This is a genomic window from Mycobacterium shunyiense, assembly GCF_058270075.1.
Map to the genome: position 1 here is coordinate 1 of NZ_JBZDPU010000018.1, position 20,808 is coordinate 20,808.

Sequence of the window (20,808 nt, forward strand, 5' to 3'; positions counted from 1 at the left end):
ACGAACAAGCACGCCTCAACGACCCCCAACCCGCCGCCGCTTGACATAGGAGCAATGCTCGCGGTGCAGGTTGGGGGAACTAGCTGACGTCGAAGGCGCGGGCGCGCAGTGAGCGCTCCACACCGGCGCGTCCCTCGATCACCAGACGGCGCAGCGCGGGCGGCACCTCTGGATCGGACAGGAACGCGTCCGCCGCGTCGAGCCCGTTCTGGCTGATGTCCCACGACGGATACAGACCGATCACCACGGTCTGCGCGACCTCGCTCGACCGCCGCTCCCAGACCCCGGAGATCGCGGCGAAGTAGCGGGTGGTGAACGGCGCCAGCAACTCGGACTGGCCGGGCTGCACGAAGCCGCCGACGATCGCGCGGGTGGTGATGTTGGCGATCGTGTCGTCCTCGATGACCTGCTCCCACGCCGCGGACTTCACCTCGTCCTGCGGGCGAGCGGCCGAGGCCGCAGCAGCGTGCCGCTTGCCGGCCGCGGTCGGGTCGGCCTCGGCCTCGGCCTCGATGAACGGCGTGTCGGGGCCGTCGGCGTCGATCTGCCCGTTGCGGGCCAGCGCCGTGACGATCCGCCAGCGCAGATCGGTGTCGATCACCAGGCCGGCCATGTTCACCGCAGCGGGTTCGTTGTCGAGCAGAGTCGACAGCACGGCGACGTGGTTGGGCGACAGCACCGAGGTGCACAGCGCGTTCACGAAAGCGAGCTGGTGATCAGAACCGGGAGCGGACTCGCGCGCCCGGTCGAGCAGAGCATCGCCGAACGCAGGCCAGCCGATTTCGGTGGCCCAGCCCGGATCGGCGTAGGAACTCAGCGCGGTCTGCGCCTGCATCAGCAGCCGCTGCGCGACGCCGACCTCGGTTTCGGCGTGGATGCCGCTCATCACCAGCGCGACGAAGTCGCGGGCTTTCATCTCGGCTTCGCGGGTCATCTCCCAGGCTGCCGACCAGGCCAGCGTCCGGGGGAGAGGATCGGCGATGTCGGCGATCCGTGACACCACGGTCGACAGTGACGCCGGATCCAGCCGCAGCGAGCAGTAGGTCAGGTCATCGTCGTTGACGAGGATCAGCTTTCCCCGCGAAATGCCTACCAGGGCAGGAACTTCCGTGATCGGTCCTTCGACGTCGAGCTCCTCGCGGTGTACCCTCACGAGCTTGCCTGAGCCGGCCGGGTCGTCGTCATAGATACCGACGGCCAGCCGGTGCACGCGGGTCTCCCCGGCGCCCGGGGCGGCCCCGGACTGCGCGACGGCGAACCGGGTGAACGCACCCGAATCGTCCACGTCGAAGTCCGCCCGCAGCGTGTTCAAACCCGTTGTCTTGAGCCACTGTTGGCCCCAGCCGGACAGATCACGGCCCGAGGACTTCTCGAGAGCGCCCAGCAGGTCGCCGAACGTGGCGTTGGCGAAGGCGTGGTCGCGGAAGTAGTCGCGCAATCCGGCCAGGAACTGCTCGAGCCCGACGTAGGCCACCAGCTGCTTGAGCACCGAGGCGCCCTTGGCGTACGTGATGCCGTCGAAGTTGACCTCCACGGCGGCCAGATCAGGGATGTCGGCGGCGACCGGGTGGGTCGAAGGCAGCTGGTCCTGGCGGTAGGCCCACGACTTCTCGACGTTGGCGAAGGTGGTCCAGGCGGTGTCGTATTCGGTGGCCTCGGCCTGGCACAGCACCGACGCGAACGTCGCAAAGGACTCGTTGAGCCACAGGTCATCCCACCACTGCATGGTGACCAGATCGCCGAACCACATGTGTGCCATCTCGTGCAGCACGGTCTCGGCGCGCCGCTCGTAGGAGGCCCGGGTGACCTTCGACCGGAAGACGTAGTCCTCCAGGAACGTCACCGCGCCGGCGTTCTCCATGGCCCCCGCATTGAACTCGGGCACGAACAGCTGGTCGTACTTGCCGAAGGCGTACGGCGTGCCGAAGTTGGCGTGGTAGAAACCGAAGCCCTGCTTGGTCTCGGTGAAAAGCCGCTCGGCATCCATGAACTCGGCCAGTGAGGCCCGGCAGAAGATGCCCAGCGGGATCTCGCCGTGCTCGTCGGAGTACGAGTCGCGCCACACCGCGTACGGCCCGGCGATGAGCGCCGCCAGATACGTGCTCATCTTCGGGGTGGTGGCGAAGGTGTGCACAGAGCCCGAGCCATTGGGCTCGGCGGAGGTGGTGGCGCCATTGGAGATCACCTGCCAGTGCGACGGCGCGGTGACCTGAACGTCGAACGTGGCCTTCAGGTCGGGCTGGTCGAAGCAGGCAAACATCCGCTTGGCGTCGGCGGTCTCGAACTGCGAATACAGGTAGACCTCGTTGTCGACAGGGTCGACGAACCGGTGCAGGCCTTCACCGGTGTTGGAGTACAGGCAGTCGGCGTCGACCACCAGGACGTTGTGCGCGGCCAGCCCGGTGAGCGCGATACCGGTTGATTCGTCGTAGCCCGACACATCGAGCGCGACGCCGTTGAGCGTCGCGCTGTGGACGGTATCGGCCGCCAGATCGATGAAGGTGTCGGCGCCGGCGAGGGCATCGAACTTCACGGTGGTGGTGGACCGGAAGGTGCGTTCGCCGGGTTGGCCGTTGCCGTCGGTGAGGTCGAGGACGACGTGGTAGTTGTCGACGGTCACCAGAGCTGCGCGCTCTACGGCCTGATCGCGGGTGAGATTCGGAAGTGCCACGCGTCCAACCTAGTGGCTGGACGCCGGCTGGAGTCGGCCTACTGGGGGAAGCCGGCGATCCCGGCGAGTCCGTTGAGCGCGCCGAGGTTGTTCAGGATCGAGCCGTCGCCGATCGACGACATCATCTGCGGGCAGTACATCTGGATGGCGATGCCGGTGAAGAACGACGCCATCTGGGGCGACATGCCGCCGTCGCCGCGCATCTGGGAGGCCACCGACGCGAAGTCCTTGCCGGGCTCGACCAGCATCGGACAGACCTCCTGCCCCATCTGGACGGCTGCGCCGGGATCGCCGTAGCCCACCCCGGCGTCGTTCAGGGCGTTCAGGAACGAGGTGTCGGTCGTCGGATCGGGGACCGGGGCCGGATCGGCCTGTGCCGGGACGGCCAACGCGAGGGCGACGGAAACGACACCTACGGCGGTCAGGAGGGCGCGAGCGGCCATATTGAGCTCCTCAGCTATCACGCAGAACTCCTAGATCGCTCTGCTCACTTGGGCAACAGTGGTTTACCAGGGTCACAGGAACAACACGTTTCCATAAAGGTTCGCGCACTATGCGTTTCCTGTGCCGCTGCCGTGATTCCAGCATGCATGTCGGCATGCGTGCCACCAAGCTTGTCGTAATCGATCTCCGGATAGTTACTCGCGTCGGGAACATCTCGATACGGGTGCACAGTTGTGTTGAACGCAGTTGTGCCTTGAACCACATCGAGAGGAACACCTAGATGGCTCCCCAAGATCAGAACGCAGGCCAGAAAGACACCGCCGGGTTTTGGTTCGACCCGCTGTGCCCGTGGTGCTGGATCACCTCGCGCTGGATCCTCGAAGTCGAGAAGGTCCGCGATATCGACGTGCAATTCCACGTCATGAGCCTCGCGGTGCTCAACGAAGGCCGCGACCTGCCCGAGAACTATCAGGAACTGATGAAGAAGGCGTGGGGCCCCGTCCGGGTCGCCATCGCCGCCGAGCAGCTCAAGGGCCCGGAGATCCTCGGCCCGCTCTACACCGCGATGGGCTTCCGGATCCACAACCAGGACAACAAGGACCTCGACACCGTCATCGCGCAGGCACTCGAGGAAGTCGGCCTGCCCGCCGAACTGGCCGAGGCAGCCGACACCGACAAGTACGACGAGGCGTTGCGCAAGAGCCACCACGCCGGCATGGACGCCGTCGGTGAGGACGTCGGCACCCCGACCATCCACGTCAACGGCGTCGCGTTCTTCGGCCCGGTGCTGTCCAAGATCCCGCGCGGCGAAGAGGCCGGCAAACTCTGGGACGCGTCGGTGACGTTCGCGTCATACCCCCATTTCTGGGAGCTCAAGCGGTCGCGTACCGAGGCGCCGCAGTTCGAGTGACGGGTGAACTTCACCCAAAATCGCGATTCCGGTTGCGTGACACCGTGGCTCACGCCACGGTGTACGGATGACAGCGGCTGAGCCCAGCACCGACGGCTCGTACCGGGACCGAATCGCCGCCGTGGAACCGGGCGGCAACGAGCACATCGCCGACGCCGACCGGCACGGAAAACCCAGCCAGTTGTTCTGGACCTGGACGTCGCCGAACCTGGAGTTCGCCACCATCTTCCTGGGTGTGCTGGCGGTCTCCGTCTACGGCATGACGTTCTGGCAAGCGGTGGCCGGCCTGGGGCTCGGCACCGGACTCGGCGCGCTTGCGCATTACTTCCTGTCCAAACGCGGGCCGCTGCACGGTGTTCCGCAGATGGTGCTGGGCCGGCTGGCGTTTGGCTTCCGGGGCAACGCCGTGCCCTCGCTGCTGATGACGGTGACCGCGGGCATCGGATGGTTCGCCACCAACAGCGTCAGTGGGGCATTCGCGTTGTCCACGTTGTTCGGCATCGCACCGGTGCTGGCCCTGGTGCTCGTCGTCGTGGTGCAGACCGCGCTGGCGGTGTTCGGGCACAACCTGGTGCAGGCCTTCGAACGCTGGGCGTTCCCGGTACTCGCCGTCATCTTCGCCATCACCTCGGTGGTGATACTGAGCAAGGCGAACCTGGGCGCCCCGGCGGTCACGGGCGGTGTCGGAGGCACGGGCGGCTTCCTGCTCACCGTGGGCACCGCGTTCGGCTACGTCGCGGGGTGGGCGCCGTATGCCGCTGACTACACCCGCTACCTCCCACGGTCCGAGGCCGGCCCACGCACCGGATTCTTCGCCGCCGCAGGGCTGTTCGTATCCTGCATGCTGTTGCAGACGGTCGGTGCCGCGTCGGTGACCATCGGTCCCGCCGTCTCGGACAACCCCACCTCCGCGTTCACCGCGGAGCTGGCGCCGTGGCTGGCCAGTCTGACCCTGCTGGCCATCGCGATCGGGGCGATTGCCGCCAATGCAATCAACATCTATTCGGGCGCAATGGCTTTCGTGACCATCGGGATCAAGCTGCCGCATCACATCGCGCGGGCCCTGGCGACCGCTTTCTTCGGGATCGTCGGATTTCTCATCGCCTGGTGGGCGCTGGCCGACGCGGCGGCGAGCTACGAGGCGTTCCTGTTGATCATCGCCTACTGGATCGGACCTTGGCTGGGCGTGATGTTCGCCGACGAGTACCTGCGCGGCGATCAGCCCGTGGCGCACTTCCTCTACGACCGGTCCTACACCAACTGGCCCGGCCTGGCGTCGTTCCTGCTCGGCCTGGTGGTCTCGGTGACGCTGTTCTGCAACCAGACGAAGTTCGTCGGCTACATCGCGCGGGAGGTTCCGCAGTTGGGTGACATCACGTTCTTCGTCGGCTTCCTCATCGCCGGGGCAAGTTATCTGCTGTTGTGCCGATCCCAGCTCACCGCGGAACGGAAGGTGGCGGCATGACCCCCGAGCAGATGCTCGACGTCGCTGTCGACGAGGCGCGAAAAGGGTTGGCCGAGGGCGGCATTCCGATCGGCGCGGCGCTGTTCAGCTCGGACGGAACACTGCTGGGCGCCGGGCACAACCGGCGCGTGCAGAACGACGATCCGTCGATCCATGCCGAGACCGACGCCTTCCGGGCCGCTGGGCGCCAGCGCGGCTACCGGTCCACCATCATGGTGACCACCCTCTCGCCGTGCTGGTACTGCAGCGGGCTGGTCCGTCAGTTCAACATCGGCGCCCTGGTGATCGGAGAGAGCCGGACCTTCACCGGTGGGCACGACTGGCTGGCCGAGCACGGCGTCGCTGTCACCCTGCTCGATGACGAACGCTGCGTGGCGATGATGGAGGACTTCATCGCCGAGCGGCCGGATCTGTGGGCGGAGGACATCGGCGAATGAGCGCCATCGCAACTGTGGACATGTCTCGCTGGTACGCCGGTGGGGTCGAGGCCGACGCGGTGGCCGCCGAGGTCGACGCCGGCCTGCAGCGCGCCGGGTTCATCGTGGTCACCGGACACGGCGTCGACACCGACCTGGCGAGCAAGGTGCGTGCGGCCAGCCGCGAGTTCTTCGCCTTGCCCGACGGGGTCAAACAGCGCTACTCGGTACCGGTCGGCGGGCACGGCTGGATCGGACCCGGGGCCGAGGCCAACGGCTACGCCGAGGGCACCGAGACCCCGCCCGATCTCAAGGAGAGTTACAGCCTGGGTGCCGAGACCGCGACCGGGGACCCCGAGGTGGACCGGATCTGGTTCGCCCCCAACGTGTGGCCGGCCGAGGTGCCCGCGTTGCAGGCATTGGTCGACGAGTACACCGCTGCGATGCGCAAGGTCTCCGACGAACTGTTGGCGTTGTTCGCCCACGCCCTCGGACTGACGGTCAATCCCTTTGTCGCACTTGCGGACCGGCCGACGTGGACGATGAACATCAACCACTATCCGCCGGTCAGCGTGGTGGGAGAGCCCGAGCCCGGACAGTTCCGGATCGGGCCGCACACCGACTTCGGCACCGTCACGATCCTGGACCGCGAGCCCGGTGCCGGCGGGCTGCAGGTGTACTCCGAGCAGGAGGGGTGGGAGGACGCTCCGTGGGAGCCGGGATCGCTCACGGTCAACATCGGTGACCTGCTGGAGTATTGGAGCGGGCGCCGGTGGCCGTCGGGCCGGCACCGCGTGTTGCCGCCCCAGCCGCACGCCCCCGAGGAGGACCTGGTCTCGCTGATCTACTTCTACGAGGCCAACCACGACGCGCTCGTCACTCCGCTGGAGCCGCCGATCGGCACGGTCTCGGGTCTGGAGCCGGTGACGTCAGCGTCCTTCATCAAGGAACGCCTGGACGCCATCACCCTGGGGTAGCTCTGTGTGGGCGGCATCGAGATCGGCGAGTTGTTGCTCGTTGAGCACGAGGTCGCCTGCCGCCAGGTTCTCCTCGAGGTGGGCGACCGACGTGGTCCCGGCGATGAGCAGGGTGTTGGGCGCGTGCGCGAGTAACCAGGCCAGCCCGATCTGTGCGCCGCTGACGCCGAGGTCCGCGGCGATCCGTTGCACCACAGCGTTTTCGGCGACCTTCGGAAAGCCCGGGAACGCCGAGCCGAGGGGAAAGAACGGCACCCAGGCGATGCCCTGTTCATTGCACAGTGCCAGTTCGTCCTCATGGCTGCGGTTGAGCAGGCTGTAGGCATTCTGCACGCACACGATCCCGGCGGGCAGCGCACGGCGCAGGGTCTCCAGGCCGACGTTGCTGATCCCGATCGCCCCGATCTTGCCTTCGTCGCGCAGCGCGATCATCTCGGCCAACTGATCGTCCAGATCGACGATCTGCTCGCCCTCGGCGACCAACCCGGGGCCGATGTCGGCGCGCCGCAGGTTCACGACCGGAATCTGATCCAGCCCGAGGCCGGCCAGGTCCAGTTCGACGGCGCGGCGCAGGTCCGCGGGGTGCTGGGCCAGTGCGAGAGGTATCGGTCCGGTGGCGGGCCGGGCCCCGACCTTGCTGACGATGAGCAGATCGTCCCGGTACGGGGCGAGCGCGTCCCGGATGCGCCGGTTCACCACGCCGTCGTCGTAGAACGATGCGGTGTCGATGTGGTTGACGCCGAGCTCGACGGCGCGGTGCAACACGGCAGTCGCGTCGTCGTGGGGGAGCTCGCGTCCGAGACCCATGGCGCCGTAGCCGATCCGAGCCACGCTGTGTCCGCCGATGGTGCCGGTGCCGCCGGGATGCGATGTGGTCATGGTGCGCTCCTGGGATGTCATACTCGAAAGCGATGCGGAGGGACCTCCGTTTCACCACGCTAACAAAACGGAGGGTCCTCCGCTATGGCTGAACGGGCCGACGCGCGACGCAACAGGGAACGCCTGCTTGCGGCCGCCGCGGCAGCGTTCGCCACGTCGGACGGTCCTGTCTCGCTGGAGGCCATCGCCCGGGAGGCCGGTGTCGGCATCGGGACGCTCTACCGTCACTTCCCCAGCCGCGAGGCCCTCATCGAGGCCGTCTACCGCGCCGAACTGGCCGAGGTCTCCGCGTCCGCGGCGGACCTGCCCAGCCGGTACCCACCGCCGGTGGCGCTGCGCCGGTGGATGGACCGCTACGCGACGTTCGTGGCCGCCAAGAAGGGCATGGCCGAATCGCTACGCACCATCTTCGAATCCGGCGCGGTCGACCACCGCGACACCAAGGCGAGCGTGACCGGTGCCGTCCAGACCCTGCTCGATGCCGGTGTCGCCGATGGCAGCCTGAACGCTGATGTGCGGGCCGAGGACGTAGTGGCCAGCCTGCTCGGAATCTTCCTGGCCGGCGGCTCGGCCGAGCAGGCGCAGCGAATGCTCGATCTGCTCCTGGCAGGTATCCGAGCTGGTGCTGTGAAGGGGTGATGACCAGTTAGGGTTACCGACATGCGCGTCTACATCGGTGCCGACCATGCCGGATTCGAGTTCAAGCAGACCATTATCGAGCACCTCAAGAAGACCGGCCACGAGCCGATCGACTGCGGTGCCTACACCTACGACGCCGACGACGACTACCCGGCGTTCTGCATTGACGCCGCGGTCAAGACAGTCGCCGATCCGGGCAGCCTGGGCATCGTGCTCGGCGGCTCGGGCAACGGCGAGCAGATCGCCGCGAACAAGGTGCCCGGTGCCCGCTGTGCCCTGGCCTGGAGCGTCGAGACCGCCAAGCTGGCCCGCGAGCACAACAACGCCCAGCTGATGGGCCTGGGCGGCCGCATGCACAGCGAGGAGGAGGCGTTGGCCATCGTCGACGCGTTCCTGTCGACGCCGTGGTCGGAAGCCGAGCGCCACCAGCGCCGCATCGACATCCTGGCCGAGTACGAGAAGGACCACGTGGCCCCGCCGGTTCCCGGCGCGCCTGCCTGACCCATGCCCGAAGGGCACACCCTGCACCGGTTGGCCCGGCTGCACCAGAAGCGGTTCGGCCGGGCGCCGGTGGTGGTGTCCAGCCCGCAGGGCCGCTTCACCGACGGTGCGGCCGCGGTCAACGGCCAGGTGTTCAAACAGGCCGACGCCTGGGGCAAGCACCTGTTCCACCACTACGCCGGCGGACACGTCGTGCACATCCATCTCGGTCTGTACGGGACCTTCACCGAGGCACCGATTCCGCTGGGACTGCCGGTCGGCCAGGTCCGGATGCGGATCGTCGGCACCGAGTACGGCACCGATCTGCGTGGCCCCACGGTGTGTGAGGTGATCGCCGAGCCCGAGATCGCCGACGTGGTCGCGCGGCTCGGTCCCGACCCGCTGCGCAAAGACGCCGACCCTTCGTTGGCCTGGACCCGGATCAGCAAGTCGCGCAGGTCAATTGGTGCGTTGTTGATGGACCAGTCCGTGATCGCCGGCGTCGGAAACGTATACCGCAGCGAGCTGCTGTTCCGTCATCACATCGACCCGTACCGGCCGGGTACGCACCTGGGCCAGACCGAATTCATCGACATGTGGACCGATCTCGTCGAGCTGATGAAGGTCGGTGTACGGCGGGGCAAGATCGTCGTCGTCCGCCCCGAGCACGATCACGGGGCACCGTCCTACGGTCCTGGCCGGCCCCGCACCTATGTGTATCGCCGGGCAGGGGAGGCGTGCCGGGTGTGTGGCGGAGCGGTGCGCACCGCAGAACTGGAGGCCCGCAACCTGTTCTGGTGCCCCGACTGCCAGGTGTGAGTGCGCGCCGGCGTCACCGGCACGGGACAATCTCCGGGTGGAATTGATCCTCGTCGTCGTCGGAGCCATTCTCGTCACCGCAGCCGCGCATCGGCGTGGCCAGGAACCCGCCCTGATCATCGTTGTCATCGGCAGCCTGGTCTCGTTCCTTCCCGGCTTCGAACCTCCCGAACTCGATTCCCACATTCTGCTGACGGTGGTGTTGCCACCGCTGCTGTATTCAGCGGCATTGGACTTCTCGTTCCCGACGTTCTTCCGCAACATCCGCCCGATCCTTGGCCTCGGTGTCGGGCTCGTCGTGGTGACGGCCTTCGCCGTCGCAGCGGTGTCGTCCTGGCTGGTGTTGGTGCCGTTGACCTTCGGGCTCGCGTTGGTGCTCGGTGCGATCGTCGCGCCGCCCGACGCGGTGACCGCCGTCGCGGTCGGGCGCAAGCTCGGTCTGCCCAAACGGGTGATGGCGATCCTCACCGGTGAGAGCCTGATCAACGACGCGGCCGCGCTGACCCTGTTCTCCATCGCAGTGGCCCAGGTGGCAGGCAGCCACACCTTCATCGAGAACCCGTTCCTGCTGTTCGGTTACAGCGCCACCATCGGTCCGCTGGTCGGGGCCCTGCTCGGATATCTGACGCTGTGGATCCGCAAGCATCTGGACAATCCGGGCCTGGAAACCGTGCAGGGCCTGGTGGTCCCGTTCGCGGCGTTCATCACCGCCGAGGAACTGCACGCCTCCGGGGTGCTGGCGGTGGTGGTCGCCGGCTTCGTCGTCGGCAACGGTGCGATGGGCGCGGGGTACCAGACCCGGCTGCAGGAGCGGTACGTCTGGAACTCGTTGGACGTGCTGCTCGAGGCGTTCGTGTTCGCCTACATCGGGCTGCATCTGCGGTTCGTCCTGGAACACCTGAACGAGGCCCACGAGTCGCTGGCCGAGGTGGCGATCGCCTCGATCATCGTGTTGGTGATCGTGCTGTTCATCCGGCCGCTGTCGGTCTTCCTGATGTTCGGCCGCAACAAGCTGTCCCGGCACGTCGAAAGCAAGTTCAGCACGGCCGTTCCCGACGGCTCCGTTGGTCTGCGCAGACGAAAGCCCAAGGCGCGCTGGCGCAGGATGATCGACCGCCGCTCGCTGAGTTGGCGGGAGAACCTCGTGGTGTCCTGGACCGGGATGCGCGGCGTGGTCACATTGGCTGCGGCTGCGGCGATCCCGGCCACCACCGCCAGCGGCGAACCGTTTCCGGAACGCGCCACCATCCAGGCGATCGCATTCGTGGTGAGTGTGGGCACCCTGCTGATCCAGGGCTGGACCCTGCCACTGTTGATCCGCCGGCTGAACCTGTCCCGGTTCTGTGACGACCATGCCGCCGACCGGGAAGAGGAAATCAAGGCCGAACGGGTGGTGCACGATGCGGCCGACGAGGTGCTCGACGCTTTCGAGGCAGACCCGCCGGATGGATTGGATCCCCATCTGGTGACCGAGATTCGCGCGGTGATCGCCCGGCATTCACAAGACGCCGACGAGATGCCGGACCCCGAGGCGCTCACCAAACGGGCCGCGGTGTTCTCGGGCCTCTACCGGGATGTGCTTGCGGCGCAACGCGGGGCGCTCATCACCGAGCGCGACGAGGGCCGGATCGAAGACGAAGCGGTGCGGGCCATGCTGGAGCGTCTGGATCTGCAGGAGGCCGGTGTGTCGGCACGTCTGGAGAGCCGTCTCTAAAAGAGATTCTGCTCGGCGGACGGGTCAGAAGCCCCCGAAGTCTCCACCGAAGTCGCCGAAGCCGCCACCGTCGAAACCGCCGCTGTCCCAGCCGCTGGCATCGGTGCCGCCCCAGTCACCGCCGCCGTCGGCTCCGCCGGTGTCGCCACCGTCGAAGCCGCCACCGTCCTGGCCGGCCGCGAAACCATCGGAATAGCCGTCACCGTAACCATTTTCGAATCCCTGGGCGCCGTAGCCGACTCCGTGCATACCCGAGAACATCGCGTCGAACAGCAGGACCGAGCCCAGGCCCCAGGCGCCGGCCACCAGCGCCGGCTTCCACCACGGCTCGGAGTACCAGCCGGCGGGCACCGGGCGTCCGGCCACCCGGCCGCCCGGGTAGTAGTTCGGGGTGCGCTGCGACGGGGTGGGGGAGGCCTCGATCTCACGACCCTCGAAGTTGACCCGGCGGTCCTCGGTGACCTCGCCGGCCGCGCGCTGCCCGGTCAACGACTCCAGCTCCGGACCCGGATCCATGCCCATCGCGGTGCGAGCCGCGCGCACGTAGTAGAGCCCCTCGATGGCGCTCTCCTTGGCCAGCGCGGCCTGTTTGGCAGTGGTGGCCTGATCGATCTGGGAGGACGCCGCGGTGTAGCGCTCGGAGGCGTCGGCCAGCGCCTGCTTGGACGCGTCGTCGGAGCCGGTCAGGTTGAGCACCTGCCCGCCGAGACGCTCGATCAGCCGGCGGGCGTCAGCCTTGGCGTCGGCCAGTGACTCCGCGGAGCGGCGACCGTTGGCCTGCGACGAGCTGTAGACAGCGAACGCGATCGCAGCGATGACCAGGACGATGAGTACCAGCAAAACGCTGTTCATGGCGTCCAGCGTACCGACGTGAACCAGTGCTTCCGGGTTCTCGAAGGGAACTCAAATTACGCCGAGAGCGGAGTAAACCTCGTTCGACAGGGCGACCGTACGAGGGTCGGCATTGCACTTGGTGGCGTCGAAATAGTTCATCACGTACGCGTATCCGATCCGGTGCTCCAGGTCGACGAAGGCGAACGAACCCCCCGACCCACCGTGCCCGAAGATGCCGGTGTTGGGTCCGGCCACCCCGCGCTGGTTGAGCATGTAGCCCAGACCCCAGCCATGGTCGGCGACCCGCGCACCCAACACCACGTCGGCGTCGAAACCGCCTTGCGAGACGCGGCAGCGCTCCATGTGCTCCCGGGTGAGCAGCTTCTCCTGGGCCAGTGCGTTGTAGACGGTCGCCATGCCCAGAGCAGAGACGTGTGCGTTGGTGCTCGGGAACTCCGCGGCGCGCCAGGCGTCCAGGGCCTGCACGCCCAGTTCGTCATCAGGCACAAAGTCCATCGACACCGCCCAGCCGGCCATCGGATGGTCGGCAAGCGATTCCGGCGGTCCGTCGACGTGGTTGTCGGCCAGCAGGCTTCGTACCGACGGCTTGTTCACCATCTCTGCGCACCGGTGATGCTGCCAGGCCGGCAGTCCGATGTGGATATCGGCGCCCAACGGTTCGGCGACCTCGGTGCGCAGGTATTGACCGATGGTGCGGCCGGTGACCCGGCGCACCACCTCGCCGAGGATGAACCCGAACGTCACCACCTGATAGCCCTGCGCGCTGCCCGGCGGCCACCACGGAGTCGCGGCTGCGATCCGGGCGCACACCGCGTCCCAGTCGGTCACCTGCCGCCAGTCCATCGGTTCGCGCGGACCGATCACACCCGAGCGATGGCCGAGCACCATCGCGACGGTGATGTTCTGCTTTCCGGCCTGGCCGAACTCGGGCCAGTACCGGGCGACCGGTGCATCCAGATCGATCTCACCGCGGTCGGCCAACAGGTGGATGCAGGTGCTCAACAACCCCTTGGATCCCGAGTACACACTGACCAGGGTGTCCTGCTGCCAGGGTCGGCTGCCTACAGCATCGGCCGATCCGCCCCACAGGTTGACCACCAGATCGCCCTCAACCCAGACCGCGACAGCCGCGCCGACCTCATTGTGGTGGGCGAAGTTGTCCGCGAAGGCATCGCGCACCCGGGCGAATTCCGGTGCGCAGGTGCCTGCGATCAGGGTCGTAGCGGGCATTCGTCTCCTGCACAAGTGCGGTGGCTTTACGGCAGCGGTGCGCGTAGTTGTCTGCTTGCGCTGCCATCTTCAAGATCGGTCGACGGTCCGCACCTGTTACTCACGGTAGGTGGATGGCAACCGCAAAGCACCCCCGTGGCACAGATCGCAAGCCGTTCGAGACGGGGCCGTGATGGTTCTCGCCGCTTGCCGACCGCTGCGCGCCGATTTCTACCTCAGGGTCGCAGATTGTGCTGGTGACGACCCTCAGGTGGAAATCGACGACGGGAAGTGCTGGCTGGGTGTCATCTGAGTGTGTGTCACCGTGCGCGCAGGTGCACCAGGCCCGGACCTTGTAACTCGGCAGCGACCGCACCGATCCTGCCCGTCATGGAAAGCAGCAGGGCCTCGCCTGGTCCGTGGATCTCGGTCCCGCGGCCGGCCGACCAGTCGACGTCGGTGGCGATCAGCCGCAGACCGCGGGTGCGCCGGGCCCCGCCGATGACCGGGCTGTGACGGGCAAACGTCAGGGATGCCAGCAGCACGTCGGCTGGGATGGTGCGCGGCCGTCCGAGCGGGCGCCGGATGTCCTGCTGGTGGACCAGGCACTCGATGAGCGCCACCCGGCAGCCGTAAAGTGCGCCCGCGCCAGAAGGATCCACGCCGGCCCGCATCAGGGTGCAGAGTTCGTCAGGGCCGAGCCCCGCCCCGGCCCGCAGCGCGCGATCGTTGATCCGGTCCACCTGACCTCGCGCGGCCAGCATCGCGGCGGTGAGTCCCAGTCGGGTCTGCCCGAGGTAGGCGATGGTGTGGGCGGCGACATCGCGGACAGTCCAGCCTGCGCACAACGTCGGAGCTTTCCATTCGTGCGGGGCCAAACCTCTGAGCAGATCGGCGAATGCCTCACGTTCCCGACAGGCCAGCGCCCGGTAGTTCATTCGCGTCCCCGTCGCTCGTAAACCCGAGTGAGTCAACAAGATCTAAACAGGTGCCGGGGTGAACTAGTCTCGCGCCAGGTGCCCTTGACGCAAAAGGCGGCTCCGCCGACCGAGGGACACGATCGGCGGAGCCCAGGTTCCCTGCTTCAGTGACCGACGGGTGTGCCACGTCGGCCCGAAAGGCCGGTGTAGACCGCGATCAGCACGATCGCCACCACGACGCCAACGACGAACGGGATGATCTGGAACCCGCCGTTCGCGTTGCTGTATCCGAAGGCCGAAGTGATCCAGGAGCCGAGCAGGGCTCCGGCGATCCCGAGCAAAACGGTCATGAGTGTGCTCAAGTTCTGCCTACCGGGCATGATGAGTCGCGCAAGAACGCCGATAATCGCGCCGACGACGATTGCGCTGATAATTGCTCCGATCATCTCGCTGCCTTTCGTTCAAGCCGACTTGCTTTTCGTCGGTGTGATGTACACCACTGTCCTCCGAATTTGGGCTGGCCGCCCGTGCCGAGATGCAGTCGATACCCAGCAGCCGCCTACTCGTCGGTAAACCGCTCGGCCCCGTCGGGCTCGAAACCGCACGTAGACCGCTATGACCGCGCAATAATCGGCTTCGTGTCCGTTGCGCTCTGGGTACTTGCCGCGGTGTTCGCCATCGGGGCCGTCGCCGGTGGGTTGCTGCGGATTCGTGCCTGGCTCGCCAAGCCCGTGCCACCCGAAGTGATCGAGGCTGCGCACCGTGATGACGACAAAGACGACTAGCGCCGGGAGGTTCGCCCTCGTCGGCGTGTTCGCTGGGGCCGTATCGATTGGGTTTCCGGTTGCTCATGCGGATCGAGTCGAACCGCCGCCGCTGTACGGGCACTACAACCTGTTCATCGACTTCTCGAAGCAGACGTTCAACGGTATGCCGACACCGATGAACCCGATAACCGTGCCGGTCGAATTCACCACCAATTGCGACGCGAACGGATGCGTTGCGCGCATGGATAATTCGGACGATCACGCCCGCAACCCAGGTGCCCCCGTGGCATATGACTACCGCTGGAACAGCAATCGTTGGGAGACCAGCGGCGAGTATCCCTACTTCTGCGATCGCAGTGACCCGAGCAGCGCAGTGCAGGCCCGGCGCTCGGATTACTGGATCCCGAACCCGGATGGCAGTTTCTTCGGAGAACGCACCCTCATCACCGAGGGGTCCGGTTGCCCAGCTGAGGGACCAGGCACCCATACGGTGCCGATAGCGCTGACACCGATCGACCCGCCGCCTGGTCCGGCGCGATGATCGTTTCAACGGCGATTTGGTGGGTTACGTGCACCTCAACGAGGCATGTACCAGTTCCCTCACGAAGATGCCGACGACAGGTGCGGGGGTGCGCCTCGAGGGTCCCGACAAGGCGATCGCTCGCCTTGAGGTGATGGGTTTCAAAATTCCGGCCAACCTCGCATACGACGGTCAGCGGCTCTTAGTTCCAGAGCCAGAGTTCGAGGCGGATCTCGGCCAAGCCCGTCCGGCAAATGATTAGCGAGCGGAAGGCTCGCGGCGCGTGTCACGGAGAGTAACCGCCGAACCGCACCCATTCGCACAGTGTGTGGGGATCGCCCAGCAAAGGCGCATTGCCGTTCACGCCCCGCCTGACTCGCTGCTTGACGAGCGCGCTGCACTGGCGCGGGAAAACGACCCAATGTGTCTGCAATCGCTGACACTATGCGGTGATGAAACCCGAAGACATTTTGGTTCCGCTCATCGTCCTTCTTGTGTTTTGCGCGATTGCGGCCAGTGCCGTTGGGCCGAGTAGATATTCGGGCCGGCTACTAGTACTCACGTTCTTGTTCATGGGCCCGTTGGGCGTCGCTACAGCGCTCGTGATGAGAGCAATCGAGGACTCCGCGTCAACGCCTGCGAACCCAGAGCCCGTTGACCTGTCCCCAATCAAGCCAGCTCCTTTCAAGGCAAACCCCTCAACGACTGCGTCAGCGCCGTCAACATCGGGGCCCTCGGTCAAGAAGCGCAAAATCCGTTGTCCGCTTTGCAATGCGGAACTGCTAGTCGCCCCGGGCGCCATCCGGTTTAGGTGCGCAAAATGCAAGGAGACGAGCAAGATGCCCAGTTGAGCTGCACGGGAGCAACGCCCTCCACCGCGCCGATCGACGCGCTGCTGGACGAGCGGCTGGGGACCTTTCGTGCGTTTTTGAATGGGACAGTCGACGGCGGCAACCCAATAGAAGAGGGCGAACGCCCCCAAAAACGTGAGTGCTGAATTGGCCAGGTGGCCCACGTGGTGGCTCCGCAGAGCGTAGAGCCCCCAGACCTGCGGACTTTTTAATCAGCGGGTCCAGGGCCAATCGCCGGGAATTGAACCCGGCACCCTGCAGGCGGAGGAGTCCAACCCCACTGCTGAGTCCTCGAGCCGGAAGTCTCACCGACAGGCTTCCGCCCTGGCGGACGTGACGGTGGGGGAGGCCGCCGCGCGGCTCCGACTGGATTGGGCGGCGCCGGTTCGACACGCGACCTTTTACAAGGCGATGTATCGGCCTGCGGTGCTGCGGGCGAATCGAACTGCAGCCGCTACGCAGGACTCGACTGCAGTATTGCCGGCTGGGGTGTCATGGCACGCGCGGCGGCGTGCCCACGCGTGTGCATCGCGGCTGGGCGGCCACCGCTGGAGATCGCCTGATTCATGGGGCACGCCAAGGTCACCACGACTCTGGCGGTCTATGCGCACCCGTTCAACACCGACGACCATGCCGAGGCAACGGGTGGTCTGGACGCGATGGCATCTGCTCCGACTTGCGGGGGAAAACGTTGTGCCGCTGCACGGCTAAGCGGCGTTTTGTCGGTGTGCGTTCATAGTCTTGTGACGTGACTCGACCTAGATTGTCGCAACGCATCGGCAAGTCAGACCCCGACGGGCCGTACGAAGGCATGCCGGAACACCTCTTCAACAGCGTCGTCTACTGGTTTCAGGGGCTGGCAGGCTATCGCAGTCCTGGTGGCTTCGCGTATGGAAAACTGCACGAACTTCGGACACGGCTGCGGGTGACTACCGGTGGAACGTACGGCGAGACGATTATGGACCGCCTAGTTGGCCTGGCTGCCAGCAACCAAGACTTCGCCTTGGATTTGGTAGACGACGCCCTCGATGTTTGGGGCGAAGCTTCGAACCGGTGGAAGGAACTCGATAACTACCTGAGTGCTGGCGCATCGGTATGGAAGGTGGCTGATGACCACGTTTCTCTGACTTCGGTCGTGAGTGCCGAAGCCCAAGCGACGTTCGACTCCGCCACTCCAGTCACTGATGAAGCCACGGCTGAATTGAAAGAGGCGTGGGGAAACGCTTTTGGCCGCAACGGCAACCCATCCGATGCCTGGGATCATGCGATCAAGGCAATGGAGGCGCTGTTCATCCCGCTCGTCATACCGAAGAAGGACAAGGCGAATCTCGGTGGCGTCATCGGCGAGCTCCGTAACCAAGGCCACGTATGGAAGATTGTCTTGCCTGGCAAGGATGACGACAATGCTGTGGCGCCACTCGTTGGCATGCTCGATGGCATCTGGCCCAACATCGACAGACACCAAGGCAACGCGAAGAATCGTCCGCCCACCCAGCAGGAGGCGCGGGCAGTCGTCACGCTCGCGGCGACGATCGTGCAGTGGCACCGCGAGGGCTGGGTGGTTCAGCGGCGATGATGAGTGGACATACTGAGTTTTCAGCGCATGAAGTCGGGGTGCGGGCCATAAAACCCCTGGTCTAGCATCCTGGCGTGCAGATCCCAGCCGCAGATTGCGATTGTGTTCACCGTGATTCGTGACAGGTCACAGGTCACAGCTCTGTCTTTGGAAGTCGTGTACTGCTGCCAGTCCCCGACGGATGCTCCGTCGAAGTCTCCGGCGCCACCCGGGTTGAAGCCCAGCCAGATGAATTGCCCGCCAGCCGCAGTCGATCCGTAGTCGTAGTACCGATGGAACGTGATGAAGCGCGCGTAGACCTCAAGAGCATCAGAGGCACCTTCTGCTCGTGCATCAGCGAACACGCTGCGCCCCAAACAGACAGGAACGATCCCACGCGTGATTTTCCCGGTGTCGTAGAACAGCTCTTCGTCGGTGATGGTGATTGAGTAAGCCGCCACTGCGCCCCCGGGGGCCTGTAGGGCCACCCACGCGCCTGGTAGCCGGTAGATCCGTTCTTCGCTCTCATCGCCTGGCGTCCCCCAGCGGTTTAGCAGGTGGGGTGACCCAAGCACAGCTTCAATCGTTTCTAGCGGCCGACCAAGGCCAAGCTGGTCGAGTTTTTCGGCCTGCTGTTTCTGGAGCTGCGAGGGTCTACGTTGCCACCGTCGTCGGAGAGGCTTAATGCTGTACCCCGCAGCAACGATCAGGCCGCCCAGCACGGCGAAGCCCGAATCGGCGATGGTCAGGCCATCCTTTAGCCACTCCAACATCCCCGCAGAACCCTCCGACTCGTAGCCCGCGTGGAGTATTGCACTGCGCTGCGACAGACACGCACGCCACGTCGGAATGGCTGTCATGCGCGGTACAGGCGCGATACAAGAAAGGCCGTCGAAACCCTGTTCGACGGCCTTCGTGCTGGTAAAGCGTGGAGCGGGCGACGGGAATCGAACCCGCGTAGCTAGTTTGGAAGACTAGGGCTCTACCATTGAGCTACGCCCGCATGTGCAGCATCAGCACTGTACCGGGGTGCCCCCGATCAAAGCCAATTGAATGCTCTGTGCCGTGAGCACGTAGTATCTCGCGTGGTCCGTTCGTGGGTTTTGCCGCGGCGGGTGGACCACCACCACGGGGTGTAGCGCAGCTTGGTAGCGCATCCGCTTTGGGAGCGGAAGGCCGCAGGTTCAAATCCTGTCACCCCGACTCACCCGCCAGTACGAAAGAACTATTTAGGAGCAGGAACAGTGAAGAGCACGGTCGAGCAGTTGAGCCCCACCCGGGTGCGCATCAATGTGGAGGTGCCCTTCACCGAGCTTGAGCCCGATTTCGATCGCGCGTTCAAGGCGCTGGCCCAGCAGGTCCGCCTGCCCGGATTCCGTCCGGGCAAGGCTCCGCGCAAGTTGCTGGAGGCCCGTGTCGGCCGCGGCGCGGTGCTGGAGCAGGTCGTCAACGACGCGCTGCCGAGTCGCTACAGCGAGGCCGTCACGGCCTCCGACGTCAAGCCGCTGGGTCAGCCCGAGATCGAGGTGACCAAGCTGGAGGACGGCCAGGAACTGGCGTTCACCGCCGAGGTCGACGTGCGTCCCGAGATCACCCTGCCCGAGTTCGACGCACTCAAGATCACCGTCGACCCGATCAAGGTCGAGGACGACGAGGTCGACGCCGAGCTGCAGTCGCTGCGGGCCCGTTTCGGCACGCTGACCGGCGTCGAGCGCGGTGCGCAGGAAGGCGACTTCGTCTCGATCGACCTGTCGGCGACCGTCGACGGCACCGAGGTGCCCGAGGCCGCCACCGAGGGCCTGTCGCACGAGGTCGGTTCCGGTCAGCTGATCGAGGGCCTCGACGATGCGATCACCGGTCTGAAGGTCGGCGAGTCCAAGGTCTTCACCACCAAGCTGGCCGCCGGTGAGTACGCCGGCCAGGACGCCGACGTGACGGTGACCGTGAAGTCGGTCAAGGAGCGTGAGCTGCCCGAGGCCGACGACGACTTCGCCCAGCTGGCAAGCGAATTCGACACCATCGGCGAGCTCAAGGAGAGCCTCACCGACCAGGTCAAGCGGGTCAAGAGCGTGCAGCAGGCCGAGCAGATCCGCGACAAGGCGATCGAGGCACTGCTGGAGCAGACCGAGGTTCCGTTGCCGGAGAAGATCGTTCAGGCCCAGATCGACGACGCGCTGCACAACGCGATCCACGGTCTCGACCACGACGAGGACAAGTTCGCCGAGCAGCTGACCGAACAGGGCAGCAGCCGTGAGGAATTCGACGCCGAGAACAAGACGAACGCCGAAAAGGCCGTCAAGACACAGCTTTTGATGGACGCCGTCGCCGACAAACTCGACATCCAGGTCGGCCAGAACGACCTCACCGAGCGTCTGGTGCTGATGTCGCGTCAGTACGGCATCGAGCCCCAGCAGCTGATCCAGATCCTGCAGCAGAACAACCAGCTGCCGGCCATGTTCGCCGACGTGCGTCGCGGCCTGACCATCGCCGCTGTGGTGCACGCCGCCACCGTGACCGACACCGACGGCACCGTGATCGACACCACCGAGTTCTTCGGCCCGGCCGAGGCTGCCGAGGCCGAGGGCGAGCAGGACGACGAGGCCGCCGACAAGGATGCTGACGCCGCTGAATGACGCTGTGAGCGAACGCGCCCCCGTACGGGAGTGCGTCACGCCCCAGTTTCGTTAGTGTCGTCAGTACCAACGCGTGAGAGAAAG

Annotated in this window: 21 protein-coding genes and 2 tRNA genes; 14 read left to right on the top strand and 9 right to left on the bottom strand. The window is 65.8% G+C overall.

Translation table 11 applies throughout. The annotated features are described in order from the left end of the window. Window positions 1-79: 79 nt before the first annotated feature. Both pepN and AC4ELH_RS22995 read right to left on the bottom strand, forming a co-directional pair. Entirely contained in the window at window positions 80-2,671 is a 2,592-nt protein-coding gene (pepN, locus tag AC4ELH_RS22990; protein WP_498886905.1) for an aminopeptidase N, read from the bottom strand. A gap of 38 nt (window positions 2,672-2,709) precedes the next feature. Then, complete coding sequence (locus AC4ELH_RS22995) at window positions 2,710-3,114, bottom strand: DUF732 domain-containing protein (protein ID WP_064885537.1); 405 nt, start codon at window positions 3,112-3,114, stop codon at window positions 2,710-2,712. A 281-nt stretch (window positions 3,115-3,395) separates the two neighbouring features. Here AC4ELH_RS22995 and AC4ELH_RS23000 point away from each other — a divergent pair, with 281 nt between their 5' ends. The 4 genes from AC4ELH_RS23000 (at window position 3,396) to AC4ELH_RS23015 (ending at window position 6,883) form a co-directional block, all read left to right on the top strand. Further along, window positions 3,396-4,025 carry a mycothiol-dependent nitroreductase Rv2466c family protein gene (locus tag AC4ELH_RS23000; RefSeq protein ID WP_064885539.1) on the top strand — a complete coding sequence of 210 codons (630 nt, stop codon included), beginning with the start codon at window positions 3,396-3,398 and terminating at the stop codon, window positions 4,023-4,025. 67 nt (window positions 4,026-4,092) lie between these two features. After that, window positions 4,093-5,490, top strand: coding sequence for a purine-cytosine permease family protein (locus AC4ELH_RS23005; RefSeq protein WP_448449052.1), 1,398 nt, complete (start codon window positions 4,093-4,095; stop codon window positions 5,488-5,490). Next, window positions 5,487-5,927: a nucleoside deaminase gene (locus tag AC4ELH_RS23010; protein WP_448449051.1), complete on the top strand. Its 441-nt coding sequence runs from the start codon at window positions 5,487-5,489 to the stop codon at window positions 5,925-5,927. The genes AC4ELH_RS23005 and AC4ELH_RS23010 overlap by 4 nt, the downstream gene beginning before the upstream one ends. Continuing rightward, on the top strand, window positions 5,924-6,883 hold the full coding sequence (locus AC4ELH_RS23015; RefSeq protein WP_448449050.1) for an isopenicillin N synthase family dioxygenase: 960 nt from the start codon (window positions 5,924-5,926) through the stop codon (window positions 6,881-6,883). The genes AC4ELH_RS23010 and AC4ELH_RS23015 overlap by 4 nt, the downstream gene beginning before the upstream one ends. Here the strand turns inward: AC4ELH_RS23015 and AC4ELH_RS23020 are convergent. Further along, window positions 6,836-7,762, bottom strand: a complete 927-nt coding sequence (locus tag AC4ELH_RS23020) for an aldo/keto reductase (RefSeq protein WP_064885547.1) — start codon at window positions 7,760-7,762, stop codon at window positions 6,836-6,838. The two genes, AC4ELH_RS23015 and AC4ELH_RS23020, sit on opposite strands and share 48 nt — an antisense overlap. Before the next feature lie 84 nt (window positions 7,763-7,846). Between AC4ELH_RS23020 and AC4ELH_RS23025 the strand changes: the two genes are divergently transcribed. The 4 genes from AC4ELH_RS23025 to AC4ELH_RS23040 are packed head-to-tail and all read left to right on the top strand — an operon-like array spanning window position 7,847 to window position 11,414. Further along, on the top strand, window positions 7,847-8,401 hold the full coding sequence (locus tag AC4ELH_RS23025; RefSeq protein WP_498886909.1) for a TetR/AcrR family transcriptional regulator: 555 nt from the start codon (window positions 7,847-7,849) through the stop codon (window positions 8,399-8,401). Between the two features lie 21 nt (window positions 8,402-8,422). Beyond that, the gene (locus AC4ELH_RS23030) at window positions 8,423-8,902 is read left to right on the top strand and encodes a ribose-5-phosphate isomerase (RefSeq protein ID WP_055115633.1); all 480 of its coding nucleotides are present in this window, start codon (window positions 8,423-8,425) and stop codon (window positions 8,900-8,902) included. A 3-nt stretch (window positions 8,903-8,905) separates the two neighbouring features. Continuing rightward, window positions 8,906-9,700 carry an Fpg/Nei family DNA glycosylase gene (locus AC4ELH_RS23035; RefSeq protein WP_498886911.1) on the top strand — a complete coding sequence of 265 codons (795 nt, stop codon included), beginning with the start codon at window positions 8,906-8,908 and terminating at the stop codon, window positions 9,698-9,700. 37 nt (window positions 9,701-9,737) lie between these two features. Next, window positions 9,738-11,414, top strand: coding sequence for a cation:proton antiporter (locus tag AC4ELH_RS23040; protein ID WP_498886913.1), 1,677 nt, complete (start codon window positions 9,738-9,740; stop codon window positions 11,412-11,414). Window positions 11,415-11,438: 24 nt separating this feature from the next. Here AC4ELH_RS23040 and AC4ELH_RS23045 read toward each other — a convergent pair whose 3' ends face one another. The 4 genes from AC4ELH_RS23045 to AC4ELH_RS23060 all read right to left on the bottom strand — a co-directional run bounded on the left by AC4ELH_RS23045 (window position 11,439) and on the right by AC4ELH_RS23060 (window position 14,844). Beyond that, window positions 11,439-12,266, bottom strand: a complete 828-nt coding sequence (locus tag AC4ELH_RS23045; protein ID WP_055115627.1) for a hypothetical protein — start codon at window positions 12,264-12,266, stop codon at window positions 11,439-11,441. Between the two features lie 51 nt (window positions 12,267-12,317). Continuing rightward, complete coding sequence (locus AC4ELH_RS23050; RefSeq protein WP_498886915.1) at window positions 12,318-13,499, bottom strand: serine hydrolase domain-containing protein; 1,182 nt, start codon at window positions 13,497-13,499, stop codon at window positions 12,318-12,320. Window positions 13,500-13,798: 299 nt separating this feature from the next. Next, window positions 13,799-14,416 carry a maleylpyruvate isomerase family mycothiol-dependent enzyme gene (locus AC4ELH_RS23055; protein ID WP_498886917.1) on the bottom strand — a complete coding sequence of 206 codons (618 nt, stop codon included), beginning with the start codon at window positions 14,414-14,416 and terminating at the stop codon, window positions 13,799-13,801. A gap of 146 nt (window positions 14,417-14,562) precedes the next feature. Then, window positions 14,563-14,844, bottom strand: coding sequence for a GlsB/YeaQ/YmgE family stress response membrane protein (locus AC4ELH_RS23060; protein WP_039380771.1), 282 nt, complete (start codon window positions 14,842-14,844; stop codon window positions 14,563-14,565). A gap of 192 nt (window positions 14,845-15,036) precedes the next feature. Here AC4ELH_RS23060 and AC4ELH_RS23065 point away from each other — a divergent pair, with 192 nt between their 5' ends. From AC4ELH_RS23065 to AC4ELH_RS23080, 4 genes are all read left to right on the top strand, one after another. Further along, entirely contained in the window at window positions 15,037-15,183 is a 147-nt protein-coding gene (locus AC4ELH_RS23065) for a hypothetical protein (RefSeq protein WP_088304406.1), read from the top strand. Then, window positions 15,164-15,706, top strand: coding sequence for an MBOE_33420 family protein (locus AC4ELH_RS23070; RefSeq protein ID WP_498886920.1), 543 nt, complete (start codon window positions 15,164-15,166; stop codon window positions 15,704-15,706). The genes AC4ELH_RS23065 and AC4ELH_RS23070 overlap by 20 nt, the downstream gene beginning before the upstream one ends. Before the next feature lie 799 nt (window positions 15,707-16,505). Beyond that, window positions 16,506-16,682 (top strand): hypothetical protein, encoded by a 177-nt coding sequence (locus tag AC4ELH_RS23075; protein WP_498886921.1) that lies wholly within the window; start codon window positions 16,506-16,508, stop codon window positions 16,680-16,682. A 602-nt stretch (window positions 16,683-17,284) separates the two neighbouring features. Then, window positions 17,285-18,112 carry a hypothetical protein gene (locus AC4ELH_RS23080; RefSeq protein ID WP_498886923.1) on the top strand — a complete coding sequence of 276 codons (828 nt, stop codon included), beginning with the start codon at window positions 17,285-17,287 and terminating at the stop codon, window positions 18,110-18,112. Between the two features lie 20 nt (window positions 18,113-18,132). On the opposite strand, the gene AC4ELH_RS23085 is transcribed toward AC4ELH_RS23080, so the two are convergent. Continuing rightward, window positions 18,133-18,864, bottom strand: coding sequence for a hypothetical protein (locus AC4ELH_RS23085; RefSeq protein ID WP_498886925.1), 732 nt, complete (start codon window positions 18,862-18,864; stop codon window positions 18,133-18,135). A 156-nt stretch (window positions 18,865-19,020) separates the two neighbouring features. After that, a tRNA-Gly gene (locus tag AC4ELH_RS23090) sits at window positions 19,021-19,094 on the bottom strand. 126 nt (window positions 19,095-19,220) lie between these two features. Between AC4ELH_RS23090 and AC4ELH_RS23095 the strand changes: the two genes are divergently transcribed. Together AC4ELH_RS23095 and tig are read left to right on the top strand one after the other, a co-directional pair. Then, a tRNA-Pro gene (locus AC4ELH_RS23095) sits at window positions 19,221-19,294 on the top strand. Window positions 19,295-19,335: 41 nt separating this feature from the next. Then, window positions 19,336-20,724, top strand: coding sequence for a trigger factor (gene tig / locus AC4ELH_RS23100; protein WP_498886927.1), 1,389 nt, complete (start codon window positions 19,336-19,338; stop codon window positions 20,722-20,724). Window positions 20,725-20,808: the final 84 nt, after the last annotated feature.

Excerpts from the sequence above, each read along its gene's own strand:
- AC4ELH_RS22995 (WP_064885537.1), bottom strand. The coding sequence starts at position 3,114 with ATGGCCGCTCGCGCCCTCCTGACCGCCGTAGGTGTCGTTTCCGTCGCC.
- AC4ELH_RS23000 (WP_064885539.1), top strand. The coding sequence starts at position 3,396 with ATGGCTCCCCAAGATCAGAACGCAGGCCAGAAAGACACCGCCGGGTTT.
- AC4ELH_RS23005 (WP_448449052.1), top strand. The coding sequence starts at position 4,093 with ATGACAGCGGCTGAGCCCAGCACCGACGGCTCGTACCGGGACCGAATC.
- AC4ELH_RS23010 (WP_448449051.1), top strand. The coding sequence starts at position 5,487 with ATGACCCCCGAGCAGATGCTCGACGTCGCTGTCGACGAGGCGCGAAAA.
- AC4ELH_RS23015 (WP_448449050.1), top strand. The coding sequence starts at position 5,924 with ATGAGCGCCATCGCAACTGTGGACATGTCTCGCTGGTACGCCGGTGGG.
- AC4ELH_RS23020 (WP_064885547.1), bottom strand. The coding sequence starts at position 7,762 with ATGACCACATCGCATCCCGGCGGCACCGGCACCATCGGCGGACACAGC.
- AC4ELH_RS23025 (WP_498886909.1), top strand. The coding sequence starts at position 7,847 with ATGGCTGAACGGGCCGACGCGCGACGCAACAGGGAACGCCTGCTTGCG.
- AC4ELH_RS23030 (WP_055115633.1), top strand. The coding sequence starts at position 8,423 with ATGCGCGTCTACATCGGTGCCGACCATGCCGGATTCGAGTTCAAGCAG.
- AC4ELH_RS23035 (WP_498886911.1), top strand. The coding sequence starts at position 8,906 with ATGCCCGAAGGGCACACCCTGCACCGGTTGGCCCGGCTGCACCAGAAG.
- AC4ELH_RS23045 (WP_055115627.1), bottom strand. The coding sequence starts at position 12,266 with ATGAACAGCGTTTTGCTGGTACTCATCGTCCTGGTCATCGCTGCGATC.
- AC4ELH_RS23050 (WP_498886915.1), bottom strand. The coding sequence starts at position 13,499 with ATGCCCGCTACGACCCTGATCGCAGGCACCTGCGCACCGGAATTCGCC.
- AC4ELH_RS23055 (WP_498886917.1), bottom strand. The coding sequence starts at position 14,416 with ATGAACTACCGGGCGCTGGCCTGTCGGGAACGTGAGGCATTCGCCGAT.
- AC4ELH_RS23060 (WP_039380771.1), bottom strand. The coding sequence starts at position 14,844 with ATGATCGGAGCAATTATCAGCGCAATCGTCGTCGGCGCGATTATCGGC.
- AC4ELH_RS23070 (WP_498886920.1), top strand. The coding sequence starts at position 15,164 with ATGACGACAAAGACGACTAGCGCCGGGAGGTTCGCCCTCGTCGGCGTG.
- AC4ELH_RS23075 (WP_498886921.1), top strand. The coding sequence starts at position 16,506 with ATGCAAGGAGACGAGCAAGATGCCCAGTTGAGCTGCACGGGAGCAACG.
- AC4ELH_RS23085 (WP_498886925.1), bottom strand. The coding sequence starts at position 18,864 with ATGTTGGAGTGGCTAAAGGATGGCCTGACCATCGCCGATTCGGGCTTC.